The 12,883-nt window shown below is 68.2% G+C and carries 12 protein-coding genes; 3 read left to right on the top strand and 9 right to left on the bottom strand.

Going from position 1 to position 12,883, the window contains the following annotated elements; translation table 11 throughout:
• Positions 1–75: 75 nt before the first annotated feature.
• The 3 genes from L1787_RS11390 to L1787_RS11380 are packed head-to-tail and all read right to left on the bottom strand — an operon-like array spanning position 76 to position 3,865.
• Positions 76–2,250 (bottom strand): xanthine dehydrogenase family protein molybdopterin-binding subunit, encoded by a 2,175-nt coding sequence (locus tag L1787_RS11390; protein WP_235708959.1) that lies wholly within the window; start codon positions 2,248–2,250, stop codon positions 76–78.
• Entirely contained in the window at positions 2,247–3,248 is a 1,002-nt protein-coding gene (locus L1787_RS11385) for an FAD binding domain-containing protein (RefSeq protein ID WP_235708957.1), read from the bottom strand. Before L1787_RS11385 ends, L1787_RS11390 begins: the two co-directional genes overlap by 4 nt.
• A complete protein-coding gene (locus L1787_RS11380) occupies positions 3,248–3,865 on the bottom strand; it encodes a (2Fe-2S)-binding protein (protein WP_235708955.1) in 618 nt (205 codons plus the stop codon). The genes L1787_RS11385 and L1787_RS11380 overlap by 1 nt, the downstream gene beginning before the upstream one ends.
• A 166-nt stretch (positions 3,866–4,031) precedes the next feature.
• On the opposite strand from L1787_RS11380, the gene L1787_RS11375 reads away from it, so the two are divergent.
• The 3 genes from L1787_RS11375 (at position 4,032) to L1787_RS11365 (ending at position 7,005) form a co-directional block, all read left to right on the top strand.
• Positions 4,032–4,964 carry a LysR family transcriptional regulator gene (locus L1787_RS11375; protein WP_235708953.1) on the top strand — a complete coding sequence of 311 codons (933 nt, stop codon included), beginning with the start codon at positions 4,032–4,034 and terminating at the stop codon, positions 4,962–4,964.
• Between the two features lie 193 nt (positions 4,965–5,157).
• Entirely contained in the window at positions 5,158–5,913 is a 756-nt protein-coding gene (locus L1787_RS11370; protein ID WP_235708952.1) for an SDR family NAD(P)-dependent oxidoreductase, read from the top strand.
• A gap of 144 nt (positions 5,914–6,057) precedes the next feature.
• Positions 6,058–7,005: an AraC family transcriptional regulator gene (locus L1787_RS11365; RefSeq protein ID WP_235709106.1), complete on the top strand. Its 948-nt coding sequence runs from the start codon at positions 6,058–6,060 to the stop codon at positions 7,003–7,005.
• Positions 7,006–7,105: 100 nt separating this feature from the next.
• On the opposite strand, the gene L1787_RS11360 is transcribed toward L1787_RS11365, so the two are convergent.
• The 6 genes from L1787_RS11360 to L1787_RS11335 form a co-directional block, all read right to left on the bottom strand.
• The gene (locus L1787_RS11360) at positions 7,106–8,026 is read right to left on the bottom strand and encodes a LysR substrate-binding domain-containing protein (protein WP_235708951.1); all 921 of its coding nucleotides are present in this window, start codon (positions 8,024–8,026) and stop codon (positions 7,106–7,108) included.
• Positions 8,027–8,224: 198 nt separating this feature from the next.
• Complete coding sequence (gene msuE, locus L1787_RS11355) at positions 8,225–8,788, bottom strand: FMN reductase (RefSeq protein WP_235708950.1); 564 nt, start codon at positions 8,786–8,788, stop codon at positions 8,225–8,227.
• 5 nt (positions 8,789–8,793) lie between these two features.
• Positions 8,794–10,212: an FAD/NAD(P)-binding protein gene (locus L1787_RS11350; protein WP_235708949.1), complete on the bottom strand. Its 1,419-nt coding sequence runs from the start codon at positions 10,210–10,212 to the stop codon at positions 8,794–8,796.
• Positions 10,209–11,033 (bottom strand): ABC transporter permease, encoded by an 825-nt coding sequence (locus L1787_RS11345; protein ID WP_235708947.1) that lies wholly within the window; start codon positions 11,031–11,033, stop codon positions 10,209–10,211. The genes L1787_RS11350 and L1787_RS11345 overlap by 4 nt, the downstream gene beginning before the upstream one ends.
• Complete coding sequence (locus L1787_RS11340; RefSeq protein WP_235708945.1) at positions 11,030–11,833, bottom strand: ABC transporter ATP-binding protein; 804 nt, start codon at positions 11,831–11,833, stop codon at positions 11,030–11,032. Before L1787_RS11340 ends, L1787_RS11345 begins: the two co-directional genes overlap by 4 nt.
• Positions 11,834–11,836: 3 nt before the next feature.
• Positions 11,837–12,850: an ABC transporter substrate-binding protein gene (locus tag L1787_RS11335; RefSeq protein ID WP_235708944.1), complete on the bottom strand. Its 1,014-nt coding sequence runs from the start codon at positions 12,848–12,850 to the stop codon at positions 11,837–11,839.
• Positions 12,851–12,883: the final 33 nt, after the last annotated feature.

The following is a 12,883-nucleotide window of genomic DNA, read 5'->3' as shown; positions in this document are numbered from 1 at the left end:
CGTTTCGGCCGACCTTTCGCCGGCCGCCGTCGGTGAGCCTCGATCGGCGCGGGGGACGATCCCCCGGCCATGGCGTCAGAGCAGGTCGTCGATGCGGATCGGCAGATGCCGGATGCGCTTGCCGGTCGCGTGATAGACGGCGTTCGCGACGGCCGCCGCCGCGCCGACCATCGCGACCTCGCCGACGCCCCGCACACCGGACGCGTTGAGCATCGGGTCGGCGATATCGAGGAGGTCGACGGTGATCGCGCCGATATCGGCGTTCACCGGCACGACATAGTCCGCGAGGTCGTTGTTGAGGACGAAGCCATAGCGCGGGTCGATTTCCGCCGCCTCACGCAAGGCCGCGCCGATCCCCCACACCACGCCGCCCGCGACCTGGCTCGTCGCCGTGCGCCGGTTCATCACGCGTCCACAATCGGCGACCGAGACGACGCGGGGCACGCGGATGCGGCGTGTCGTCGGCTCGACCCGCACCTCGACGAAGTGGGCGATCCAACTGAAGGACACGAAATCGGGATACTCCGGCCCGACCACCGCGACCCCGCCGCGCCGCATCCGCTCCAGCGCGTCCGGCCCCTGGCTGGTGCCGAGATGCTCGATCTCGACCTCCAGCACCGGCCGCTTCAACGCCATCAGCCGCGTGTGAACGCTCTCGCCGGGCCGCAGGGGGCCGCCGAGCTCCGTCAGCGCCGCCATGAACCGTCCGACCACGGCACGCACCGCCGGGACAGCGCCGCCGGTTCCCCAGGAGCCGGCGGTGTGGTGCTGATCGATAGCGGTGGTGTCGCCGAGCCGGATTTCCAGCCTGTCAGCGCGGATCGGCAGAAGCTCCATCAGCTCGGCGCCGACCGCGCTGCGAATCCCCTGCCCCATCTCGTGACCGGAGACCGACAGGCGCGTGAGGCCATCCGCCTGGACGCGCAGGCGCGCCACGCACGGGCACATGGTCCCCTTATAGGCGCCGCTCGCCACGCCCCAGCCGACGAGCGAACCGTCCTCGGCGACCATCGAGTGCGGCGCGGCCCGCCGTTCGCTCCATCCGAAGAGCGCAGCGCCCCGGTCGAGGCAGGCGGCGAGTGTGCGGCTCGTGAAGGGCTTGCCGCTGATCGCGTCACGTTCGGCATCGTTGGCGAGCCGGAGCGCCAGCGGATCCATGCCGAGCGCATAAGACAGCTCGTCCACCGCACTCTCGAACGCGTAGCTCCCAGGGTGCTCGTGCGGGGCGCGCATATGGCCGGGCGGGTTGGTGTCGACCCGCACCAGCCGCTCACGGCCGAGATAATTGGGAATGCCGTAGAGCCGGCTCACCGCCTCGTTGTGTGCGGAGCGGAGGAAATGGTCATAGCGGGCATTCTCCTGGTCGCTCTCATAGATCGCGGCCGAAATCCGTCCGGCGCGCGAGGCCCCGAGCCGGATGCGGTGGCGGCTCGCGGGCCGGTGCGAGGCGGTGTGGAAGAGCTGCGCCCGCGGCATCACGAGCTTGACCGGCCGCCCGAGCGCCATCGCCGCCCGCGAGACGAGGACCGACTGAAGCTGAAGGACGTTCTTTTGCCCGAACCCGCCGCCGATATAGGGGCTGACCGCGTCGACCCGCTGCGGATCGAGACCCAGCGCGCCTGCGGTGCCGAACTTCAGCGCATTGGTGTTCTGCGTGCCCTCGCGCACGATCAGGCGACCATCCTCGACGTGCGCCGTGGTCGAGATCATTTCGAGCGGGTTGTGATGGTTTTGCGGGTGCCGGTATTCGACATCGACCGTCACCTCGGCCGAGGCCATCGCCGCGGCCGCATCGCCGGCTTCCACGGCCGTCTCGTAAGGCTGCGGCTCGGCGCCGGGCTCATCCATCGTCGCGGTGAACGGCGCGGCCTCATAGGTCACTTCGACGAGCTCGGCGGCCTCCGTCGCCGCCTCCAGCGTCGCGGCGACGACGAGCGCGACCGGCTGGCCGCGGAAGACGATCTCGGTGCCGGTCAGCGGCTGGAAGCCGGGCTGATTGCCACCGAGCGTCGCCGGCGTGACGCGGAGGTCGGCGAAATCCTCATGCGTGAAGACGCGGACCACGCCCGGCACCGCCGCAGCGGCCATCGTGTCGATCGCGGTGATGCGGCCCTTGGCGATCCGCGCGGGGGTAGTCATCGCGTGGAGGAGCCCGCGGAGCGGGATGTCGGCCGCGAACAGGGGGCGGCCGAGAACCTTGTCGCGCGCATCGATGCGCATGCGGTCCTGTGTGGGTGTCAACGCGCTCATGAGGCTCTCCCGGCGGCGATCATGACGGCATCGGCGACGACTTCGGCGCCGAGCTGGATCTTGAAGGCGTTGTGCCGGCCCGGTCGGGCGTCGGCGAATGCGGCATGGCCGGTGGCGAGCGCCCGCTCGCGGGTGAGTGGCGCGCCGTTGATGAGGGCCTCGGCGGCGCGGGCGCGCCAGGGCACCGTCGCCACCCCGCCGAGCGCGATCCGCGCCTCGCGGACGGTCTCGCCGTCCATCTCCAGCGCCACAGCGGCGGAGGCCAGCGCGAAGGCGTAGCTCTCGCGATCGCGGACCTTGTGATAGGTCGAGCGCCGGCCGGCCGCCGTCGCCGGCACCATGACGGCGGTGATGATCTCGCCTGGCCGCAACGTGAATTCGAGGTGCGGCGTGTCGCCCGGCATCCGGTAGAGGTCGGCGACGGGCATCGTCCGCGTCCCGTCCGGGCCCTCGACCTCGACCGAGGCGTCGAGCGCGACGAGCGCCACCGGCCAGTCGCCCGGAGAGACGGCGGTGCAGGCGTCGGACTGGCCGAGGAGGGCCTGCCCGCGATCGAGCCCACCGATGGCGGCGCAACCCGAGCCGGGCTCGCGCTTGTTGCACGGATAGAGGCCGCTCGCGCCGTTGCGGAAATACAGGCAACGGGTCCGCTGGAGGAGATTGCCGCCGACGGTCGCCATATTGCGAAGCTGCTGCGAGGCGGCCTTTCCCAGCGCCTCGGCGAGCAGCGGATAGCGCTCCATCACCACCCGGTCACGGGCGACGTCGGCCATCGTGGCCATACCCCCGAAGCGCAAGACGTCGCCGCCTGTGTCGATCGATCCGAGCCCCTCGATGGCGCTGACATCGACGAGATGCGCCGGCGTCTCGATCCCGAGCTTCATCAGGTCGTAGAGCGTCGTACCGCCGGCGATATAGCGTGCGCCCTCGCCGGCTTGCGCGAACGCGGTGATCGCCGCCTGCGCGGTCGCGGGGCGGGTGTAGGTGATCGCCCGCATCAGCCCTGCCCCATCTTCGCCGCCGCATCCTCGATCGCCGCGACGATGCCGACATAGGCACCGCAGCGGCAGATATTGCCGCTCATGGCGTCGCGAATGCGCTCGCGGCTCGTCGCGTTGCCCTCCCGCACGCAGGCGACCGCGGCCATGATCTGGCCGGGCGTGCAGTAGCCGCATTGCAAGGCGTCATGATCGATGAAGGCCTGTTGCATCGGGTGGAGCGCAGCCTCCTCGCCGAGACCTTCGATCGTCGTCACCTCGCGCCCGTCCACTTTGGCGGCGAGCGTCAGGCACGCGGCGACGCGGCGGCCGTCGACATGCACGGTGCACGCGCCGCACTGGCCGTGATCGCAGCCTTTCTTCGCCCCGGTGAGGGCGAGCCGCTCCCGCAGGACGTCGAGGAGGGAGGCCCGCGTGTCCACGGCGATCGTGATCGGCTCGCCGTTGACGACCGTCGTGATGGTCGTCGTGGCGCCGGGCTCGAGCGGCATGCTCTGAGTGCTGGCCGCGGCGGACGACAGCGGCGGGAGCACCGATGCGGCGGCAACCGCCGACCCGGCGCGGAGCGTATCCCGGCGCGTCAGCGGAAAGGCCGGTGGGCGATCATCGTCGTGCATGCAGACCTCGCTGGTTTCAGGCGGCACCTGCTCGGCGAACCGGCAGAATGCGCCGCCTTTCGGCTCGACATGAGGTGAGGCACGACGGGTTATTCAAAAGGCCGATTTGTGAAAACTCATCATCCGCTTTACGAATAACGACGCCCCGGACGAGGAGAGACGCGACGTGCTGGAGCAGAATCTTCGGAAGATCGATCTCAACCTGCTGGTGGTTCTGCGCAGCCTTCTGGCGACGTCGAATGTCGGTCAGACGGCGAAGCTCCTCGGCATGAGCCAGCCCGCCACGAGCCGTGCGTTGGCATCGCTGCGCGAACTCTTCGACGATCGGCTCTTCGTCAAAAGCGGATCGAAGATGAAGCCTACCCCGCGCGCGCTCGAGCTGCGCGAACCGCTGGAGACCGTGCTGTCCGGTGTCCTGCGCGTCCTCGAACCGGCCGACACGTTCGAGCCGGCCGCGGCGCAGCGGCGGTTCCGCATCGCGACGACGGACTATGGCGCGACCGTCGTCGTGCCGCAGCTCGCGGCGCGGATCTCGGTCGCCGCACCGAACGTCTATCTCGACATCGCCCCGCTGACGCCGACCTCGTTCGACGAACTCGGAAGCAACGATCTCGACCTCGTCTTTTACAGCGACAATCCGGTCCCGAACGCGCTGATGGCGAAGGAACTCTATCGCGAGCGCTTCGCCTGCCTCGTCCGTCCGGGCCATCCCGCCGCGCGCTCGAACACGATCGCGCTCGACGACTATCTGGCCTTTTCCCACATTCTCGTCACCGTGACGGGCGGGCGGACCGGGCCCGTCGACCGGGAGCTCGGGCTTCTCGGCCGGGAGCGCAGAATCGCGCTGGTTCTGCCCTATTTCGCGGTCGCGGCCCTCGCGGCGGCCAACTCAGACCTCCTGCTCACGATGCCATATCGCGCGGCGAAGGTGTTCGCCGACACGATGCCGCTGGACCTTCTCGAACCACCCGTCGAGCTCGGACAATTCGGCTATCGCATGGTCTGGCACGAGCGCGTGCAGGACGATCCGGGCCACGCCTGGTTTCGCGGCGTAATCGGCGAATCGGTCCGGGCCGATCAACCCGCGCGGCCTGCCTGAAGCAACCAGCGCAGCGCACCCTGACCAGCCGCGGACCGCCCCCGCGGCGCGCGCTTTCATCGTCGTTCGGAATGGGCCGATCGCCCTTGGTTCGGAGAATCAGGCAAGACAGGCCGACGAACGGGCAACATGGCCGGCGGAGGATCCCGCATAGACGGGGGCGTCGATACGGACGCCCCGAAGGATCCCCATGATGACTAAGATTTCCCTCGTCACCGGCGGTAGCCGCGGCCTCGGCCGCAACACCGCCATCGGCATCGCGCGCCATGGCGGCGACGTGATCCTCACCTATCGAAACGACGAAGCGGCCGCGAAGGCCGTCATCGCCGAGATCGAAGGACTGGGGCGCAAGGCCGTCGCGCTGCAACTCGATGTCGGCGATGTCGCGACGTTCGGCGGATTCGCCGATGCCGTGCGCGCGGCGCTGGCGGCCCATTGGGGGCGCGACCGGATCGACCATCTGGTCAACAATGCCGGCCATGGTGAAATGACGAGCTTCGCCGACACCACCGAGGCGCAGTTCGACGCGCTATTCGACACGCACGTCAAGGGCGTCTTCTTCCTCACCCAGTCGCTCTTGCCGATCCTCGCCGACGGCGGCCGGATCGTGAATTTTTCGAGTGGCTTGACACGCATCTCCGTTCCCGGCTTCGCGGCCTATTCGGCCGCCAAGGGTGCCGTGGAGATTTTGACCCTCTATCTCGCAAAAGAGCTCGGCGGGCGCGGCATCGCGGTCAACACCGTCGCGCCCGGCGCGATCGAGACCGACTTTCTCGGCGGAGCGGTGCGCGACATGCCGGACCTCAACGCGCAGTTCGCAGACGTGACCGCGCTCGGCCGCGTCGGCGTGCCGGACGATATCGGTCCGATGGTGGCGAGCCTTCTCGGCCCCGACAATCGCTGGATTAACGCCCAGCGCATCGAGGTATCGGGCGGCCAGTCGATCTGATCGGCCGCTTCCGCCGGTCGCCGTACGGCGGCCGGCCGAGATATCGCCACCTTGGCGGCGGGCGTGCTGCCGGGCGCTTTGCCGTTTTTGCCCGATTCTCCGATGCGGCTTGAGCGGTCAACCGATCGGCGTAGATTTGGGCCTATGACGACATCTTTGCTCGACGAGGTCCGCCGCTATGCCGATCGCCACACCGACGATCTCGGTGTCGCTCGAACGCCGGTGGCGGGGCTCGACATGTTCCGCGCGACGCGCCCCAGCCCGCTGCAATATGCGATCTACAGGCCCCATGTGGCCGTCGTCGTGCAGGGCAGCAAGCGTGTGACGATGGGCCGTCAAACCTTTGAACTGAGCGCCGGCGACTCGCTGCTGATCGCGGCCGACGTGCCGACCGTGAGCCAGATCACGCGCGCGAATATGAACGCTCCCTATTACTCCCTGGTGCTCGAACTCGATCCGGCGGTGATCGCGTCGCTCGCCATGGAGATGCAGGCGGCTCGGGCCTCGGTCGGCGGCCCGGTGCGGATCGAGCCGACCGAGGTCGAGGTCGCCGAGGCGGCGTTGCGCCTCGTGCGCGTACTCGATCGCCCCGCCGCCCTGCCGGTGCTGCAGGCGCAACTCGTCCGTGAGTTTCATTTCTGGCTGCTCGCCGGCCGGCATGGCGACGCGATCCGCCGGCTGGGCGTCACCGACGGCCATGCGCAACGGATCGGCAAGGCGGTCGCGCTGATCCGCGAGAATTACGCAAAACCGCTCGGCCTCGAACGGCTCGCCGACGCCGCCGGCATGAGCCTGTCCACCTTTCACCACCATTTTCGCGCCATCACCACGCTCACGCCGCTGCAATTCCAGAAGCAGCTCCGGCTGATCGAAGGGCGCCGTCTGATGATGTCCGAGGGGCTGTCGGCCGGTAACGCGGCCTATTCCGTCGGCTATCAGAGCGTGCCGCATTTCACCCGCGAATATGGGCGGATGTTCGGGGCGCCGCCGGTGCGCGACATGAGGCAGGCGAAGCACCAAGCCTCAACGACCGATCCCGGAGCAACCGCCGCATCGAGCGAGGATATCGAAGCGAACGCGCGGCGGGCTTAGGTCTTCCATCGGACGGTCCCCGATCGGCAATCCCGCGGAGATGCGTCCCGCGGGCCTCGCCGGCGGAACGCGCGCGCGTCCGGCGCGGCGGCCCACGATGTCAAGAATTTGGCGGCGGGGCGAGCTTCGGCATCTCGACGATCAGATGGTCGACGAAGGCGCGGACCGACGGCAGCATTTGCGTGCGGGAGGGCAGCAGCGCGGTGAGGCTCCCGACCCCGGCGGACCAATCCGGCAGAACGCAGCGCAGCGTCCCGGCCTCGACCGCTTCGCGGCACACATAGCTCGGCAACGCGGTGATACCGAGCCCATTGATCGCCGCCTTCTGAAGCTCGACCATGTCGTTGCTCGTGAGCCTTGGGGTGAGCGCCGTCTCGACGACGTCGCGTTCATCGCCGACAGGGTGGAGCCGCCAGCTCGTCGCCTGCGCCGTGCGCGTCATCGCCAACGTCGGATGAGCATGGAGTTCGTCCGGCGTGAGCGGCTCACCGTGCCTCGCGATGTAGGACGTTCCCGCATAAAGATGCCAATTCATCGTCACCAGCGTCCGCTGTACGAGATTGGAATCGGGCAGCGGTGTGCTGTGGGCGCGAATGGCGAGGTCGAAATTCTCTCCGACGATGTCGACATCCCGGTTCGTTGCGTGGGATGCGACGCGAACCTTGGGAAACTTCGAAAGAAACTCGGGAATCATCTTGGATAGCGCGAACTGGGTCGTCGCGGGGGCAGCCGTGTATCGGACAAGGCCGCTCGGCTCCGCCATGCGTTGACGAACGACCGTCTCGGCCATCTCGGCTTCGCGCAGCATCCCTGCGGCGTGGGTGTAGAAATCGCGGCCGGCCTCGGTCAGCCTGACGTGACGCGACGAGCGATTGAGCAAGCGCACGCCGAGATCCTGCTCGAGCTTCATCAGCCGTTGGCTGAGTGTCGATTTCGGAATTTGGAGTGCACGGCTGGCGGCGGAGAAGCCGCCGCGATCGACGATATGAACGAAGAGAACGAAGTCGTTGAGGTTCGGCATCATCCGCTCGCGGTCGATGACGCAAAGACTTGATCCGCTTTGAGCGTCCGGTTGCTGGGTTGCAAACCCATCCTAGTCAACACGGACCGTCCTGTCCCCCGTCGCCGCTCCGCCCGCGGCGTCCGGTCCATCGGACCACGTCCGCGTGCGGAACGGCGCGCACCGTCGTTCCGTCTTCCCGACCCCCGAGGTCGGTCGTCAACCGGCCCGCGCGTGGGCGACCGGCACGGCCGCCGGCAGGAAGGGCGCGAAACCATCGACCGCGCGCGCGACGCGCTCACGCAGCGGGGTGGAGACGAGGCGGCCGTCGGCAAAATCCTGCTCGGACGCATAAACCGCGGTGGCGAGCGAATGGGCGCCGAAAAAGCCGAACAGCGGTCGAAGCTGATGCTCCACGACGAGCGCGTGCCGATCGCCGCCGCCGGTCGCGGCGAGAAGCACGGGCTTGTCGGCGAGATCGGACGGGTCGAGAAGATCGAACAGGTGCTTGAAGAGGCCCGTATAGCTTCCTTTATAGACCGGCGTTCCCACCACGAGCGCATCCGCGCCGAGAAGCCCGTCCACGACGGTCCGAGCCTCGCGATCGAGGTCGGACAGACGGCGCGCGCCGCCGAGTGAGGGGCCGATATCGATGAGGTCGGCGACCGACGTGCGAACGCCGAAGCGGTCCTCCGCCATCCCGACCGCCTCTTCGACGAGCAATCGCGTGCGCGAGGGGCGGTTGAGGCTGCCGGCGAGGCCGAACAGGGTGAAATGCATCATGGGGGTCAGCTCCTAACGGATCGCAGGACATCCGCCTGCGGCGAACGGATCGGTGCCCCTGCGAGCGAGACGAAGAGGGTGCTGGCGAGATGGGCCGCCTGCACACGGATGTCGGGCACGGCGGTGATCTCCCAGAAGCGGGCGCGCGTGACGGGACCGACCGCCCAGAGGCCGGGCGTCGCCTCTCCATCCGCGCCGATGACGGCGCAATGCTCATCGACGTCGAGGCCGAGCCGCGACGGGTCGACCCGCGCGTGGCCCTTCGTGAACAACGCCTTGAGAAGGGGCGAGGCGTCCCGCTCCGGGTCCCGCAACACGCCGCGTGCGTCGATGGCCTGACCCGCGGCGATCTCGCAGACCATGCGCGAGCCGGCCGGACGATAACGGACCTTGACCGTGTCCCAGTTCTGTTCGGCCCCCAGAAAGGCGCCGCGGACCATGGTCAACGCGCCGGACTGGCGTGCCGCTTCGATGATCTGTGCGGAGTGCGGCGGCATCCGATGCCGGTGGGACTCCCAGTGGACACGGGCATGACGCAGAAAGCAGCGTTTCGCGCTGTCGGGGGCGCTTTGCCAAAGCCTCTGGGCATGGGGGCGCAGCCCGTCGACGACCGGCCGCCAGTCCCCGTCCTCCAATCCGAGCGTGTCGATGGTCCGGCGCAACCACGCCATGGTGGCGGCGGCGCTCGCGCCCACCGGGATGTCTCTGCGGTCGAGAGGTTGAACGGCGTTGCGGCGATGCGGCTGCGGCAGCAAGGTCCGCCGCGACAGCGCGATGATGGGGGCTTGCTGCCCGCGGCCGAGGAGGGTGAGCGTACAGTCGACCATCGTGAGGCCGGTTCCGACGATCACCACCGGCCGCATCGGATCACCCGCCGGGATCGCCCAGGGTGAATCGAGCCCGTTGCGGTTGTGCGCCGGCTCGGCATAGCCCGTCGCCAGCACGACGGCGTCGGCGCGGATCGACCGGCCGTCCGCGAGCTCTCCGACCGCGCCTTTGTCCGACATGTGGAGATCGACGCATTCCCCGCGCAGGAGAGTGAGACGGCCGTCCCCGCTTCGTCTCTCATAGGGCCGCAACAGGTCGCGCAGATATGCGCCATAGACCGCGCGCGGCACGAACGCGCTCGGATCGCTTCCACCGTCGTCGTCCTTCCGGCCCGCAAGCCATCGGCAAAAGTGGTCCGGCTCCGCCTCGAAGGCGCTCATATTCCCCGAGCGCGTGTTCAGCGTGTGGGCCGTGTCGGGCGTCGTGTACGCAACACCGCCGATCTCGGTCCGCTTCTCGACGAGCGTCACGCGCATATTGTGATCGAGGCGCAGGAGATGCGCGGCGAGAATGGGGCCGCTCGCACCACCCCCGACGACGAGCACGTGAACCGACTTGCGTTCCGGCTCGCCCGGTGAATTGAACGTCGGTTTCATCGTGCCATCCCCCAACGCCGGACGGTGCGTTGCTCGATCGTCCGGAACACCAGAATTTCGACGAGGAGACCGATGGCGATCACGGTCGCGAGGCCCGCGAAGACCTTGTCGGTCAGGAGGTCGTTGCGATTGCGGAAGATGAACCAGCCGAGGCCGCCGGAGCCCGAGGTCACGCCGAACACGAGTTCGGCCGCGATCAGCGTGCGCCAGGCGAAGGCCCAGCCGATTTTGAGGCCCGACAGCAACGAGGGAAGCGCCGCCGGGATCAGGATGAGGGCGAGAAATTTGGGGCCCGAGAGGCCGTAATTGCGGCCGACAAGGCGTTGGGTCGGCGGCACCGTGTCGAAGCCGGTGAGCGCGGCGAGCGACAGGGGCCAGACCACGGCATGGCAGAGGACGAAGATGATGCTCGTCTCGCCGAGACCGAACCACAAGAGCGCGAGCGGCAACAGGGCGATCGCCGGCAGCGGGTTCAACATCGCCGTCAGCATTTGCAGCATGTCGCGCGCGAACCCGTTGACCGCTGCCGCCGCGACGAGGGCGAGCGTGACGGCGAGGGCGATCGCATATCCCTTCAAGAGCACGCTGAGCGAGACCCAGACGGCACCGACGATATTGTCCGAGCGGATCGCATCGATCGCGGCGAGCACGGTCGCGGAAAAGCGCGGCAACATGATCGGATTGTTCTGAAGGATCGCGGCCAGCTCCCATGCGAGGATGAGCACGAGGACCGCCGCAATGCGGCGGGCCGCGGGCGTGTTCGCGACACGCACCAGCGACGCGGATACGCGAGGGGCGAACGGTTGGGCAATCTCGCTCATGCCGCCACCTCCTCGCCGACGAGCAGACGCTCGACCTCGCGCACGGTCGACTTCCGTTCCGCGTCGGAGCGCCCCGTGACCTCGAATTCGGCGACGGTGCGACCTGGATGCGGCGACAGGAGATGAAGGTGCGTGCCGATCATCACGGCCTCCTGGATCGAATGGGTGACGAAGAGGAGCGTGGCCCCGACCCGCTCCACCACCGCGAGCAGGTCCGACTGCATCTTTCGCCGGGTCAGTGCATCGAGCGCGGCGAACGGCTCGTCCATCAGAAGGACGTCGGGCTCCATCGCGAGCGCCCGCGCGATCGCGACGCGTTGCTTCATGCCGCCCGAAAGCTCGTGCGGGTAGGAATTGCGGGCACGAAGGAGACCGACGAGTTCGAGCGCCTCGTCGGCCCGTTCCCGCGCGAGGCGTCGGGATTCGCCGCGTGCGTGGACCAGCGGAAACGCGACATTCTCCCGTGCGCTCTTCCACGGCAGAAGCTGATCGAACTCCTGAAACACCACGACGCGGTCGGGTCCCGGCCCGTCGATCGGCCGGCCCCGTGACAGGATGCGGCCGCGGGTCGGCGTGTGGAATCCGGCGACCGCTCGCAGGATCGAAGACTTGCCGCAGCCGGAGGGGCCGAGGAGGACGAGCCTGTCGCCCTCCGCGATCTTGAAGCTGACATCGTCGACCGCGGCGACCACGCCGCTGGCGCCGGCATAGCCGAGAGACAGATGCTCCGCGGCGAGGACCGGCGCCTTGGTCGCCGCTCGATATTGATCGAAGACGGCGACATCCCGGTTGATGCTCATGCGTCAGCTCCCCGGCCGGTCGTGGATGTCGTCGAAGAAATAATCCTGCCAGGTCTCCGGCGCGGTCCGGATCGCCCCGACCTCGTGCATGAAGCGGGCGAGCTTTTCCGTGTTCAGCGGAAGCGTGCCGAAATTCATGCCGGGATCGTTGAGGATCGCGATCACGAGGTCGCGGTCGAGGCCGGACCCGGACACCCGCAGGAACACGTCCGCCGCGCCTTCCGGGTTGGCCTCGATATAGTCGGACGCCTCGTCGAGAGCATCGAGGAAGGCGGCGTATGTCTTCGGATTGTCCTCCCGCCAGCGAGCCGCCGCGTAGACGACGGTCGAGGTCGCCTCGCCGCCGAAAACCGCCACGCTGTCGGTCACCACGTGCGTGCCGGGGGCGGCGAGCTCCTGATACTGGAAGGGCTCGTTCGAGAAGTGGGCCGTCACGGACCCGCTCGTCGAGAGGATGGCCTGGGTGGCGTCGGGATGCGGCAAGGCGACGGTGAGGCGGTCGAGCCTGTCCCACGCGTCCGTGCCCCAAAGCTGCATCGCGGCCATCTGGAGCGTGCGCGCCTGTTGCGACACCCCGACCGACGGGACGGCGATGCGGTCGGCCTCGGTGAAGTCGGCGATCGTCTTCACGTTCGGATTGTTGGTGACGAGTTTCGAGTTGTGCGCCCCGATGGCGGCGATGCCGCGCACATCGAGATTGCCCCGCGTGCGGTCCCAGATGGTGAGGAGCGGCGCGATGCCGGCGGCGACGACATCGACCGAGCCGGACAAGAGCGCGTCATTGGCCGCGGCGCCACCGCTCACCTGGCGCCATTCGACATCGATCTCGACATCGTGCGCGGCGGCGTGCTTGGCGATCAGTTCCTGATCGCGCATCACGTGGAGCGGCAGATAGGTGAGGCCGAATTGCTCGACGATCCGCAGCGATCCTTCGGCCTGCGCCGCGGGCTGGGCGGCGAAAAGGAACGTGCATCCGAGAAGCGCCGCGGCGCTTCGGTACACCGTGGATTGTATCATGATCATTCTCGTTCGCTAGGTCAGTGAGGAAAT

The organism is Acuticoccus kalidii, assembly GCF_021556395.1.
Taxonomy (GTDB): domain Bacteria; phylum Pseudomonadota; class Alphaproteobacteria; order Rhizobiales; family Amorphaceae; genus Acuticoccus; species Acuticoccus kalidii.
Note: the sequence above shows the minus strand (reverse complement) of the source record. Positions and strands in the feature narration are given on the sequence as shown.

Coding starts and splice junctions, on each gene's coding strand:
- L1787_RS11390 (WP_235708959.1), bottom strand. CDS start 2,250: ATGAGCGCGTTGACACCCACACAGGACCGCATGCGCATCGATGCGCGC.
- L1787_RS11385 (WP_235708957.1), bottom strand. CDS start 3,248: ATGCGGGCGATCACCTACACCCGCCCCGCGACCGCGCAGGCGGCGATC.
- L1787_RS11380 (WP_235708955.1), bottom strand. CDS start 3,865: ATGCACGACGATGATCGCCCACCGGCCTTTCCGCTGACGCGCCGGGAT.
- L1787_RS11370 (WP_235708952.1), top strand. CDS start 5,158: ATGACTAAGATTTCCCTCGTCACCGGCGGTAGCCGCGGCCTCGGCCGC.
- L1787_RS11365 (WP_235709106.1), top strand. CDS start 6,058: ATGACGACATCTTTGCTCGACGAGGTCCGCCGCTATGCCGATCGCCAC.
- L1787_RS11360 (WP_235708951.1), bottom strand. CDS start 8,026: ATGCCGAACCTCAACGACTTCGTTCTCTTCGTTCATATCGTCGATCGC.
- msuE (WP_235708950.1), bottom strand. CDS start 8,788: ATGATGCATTTCACCCTGTTCGGCCTCGCCGGCAGCCTCAACCGCCCC.
- L1787_RS11350 (WP_235708949.1), bottom strand. CDS start 10,212: ATGAAACCGACGTTCAATTCACCGGGCGAGCCGGAACGCAAGTCGGTT.
- L1787_RS11345 (WP_235708947.1), bottom strand. CDS start 11,033: ATGAGCGAGATTGCCCAACCGTTCGCCCCTCGCGTATCCGCGTCGCTG.
- L1787_RS11340 (WP_235708945.1), bottom strand. CDS start 11,833: ATGAGCATCAACCGGGATGTCGCCGTCTTCGATCAATATCGAGCGGCG.
- L1787_RS11335 (WP_235708944.1), bottom strand. CDS start 12,850: ATGATACAATCCACGGTGTACCGAAGCGCCGCGGCGCTTCTCGGATGC.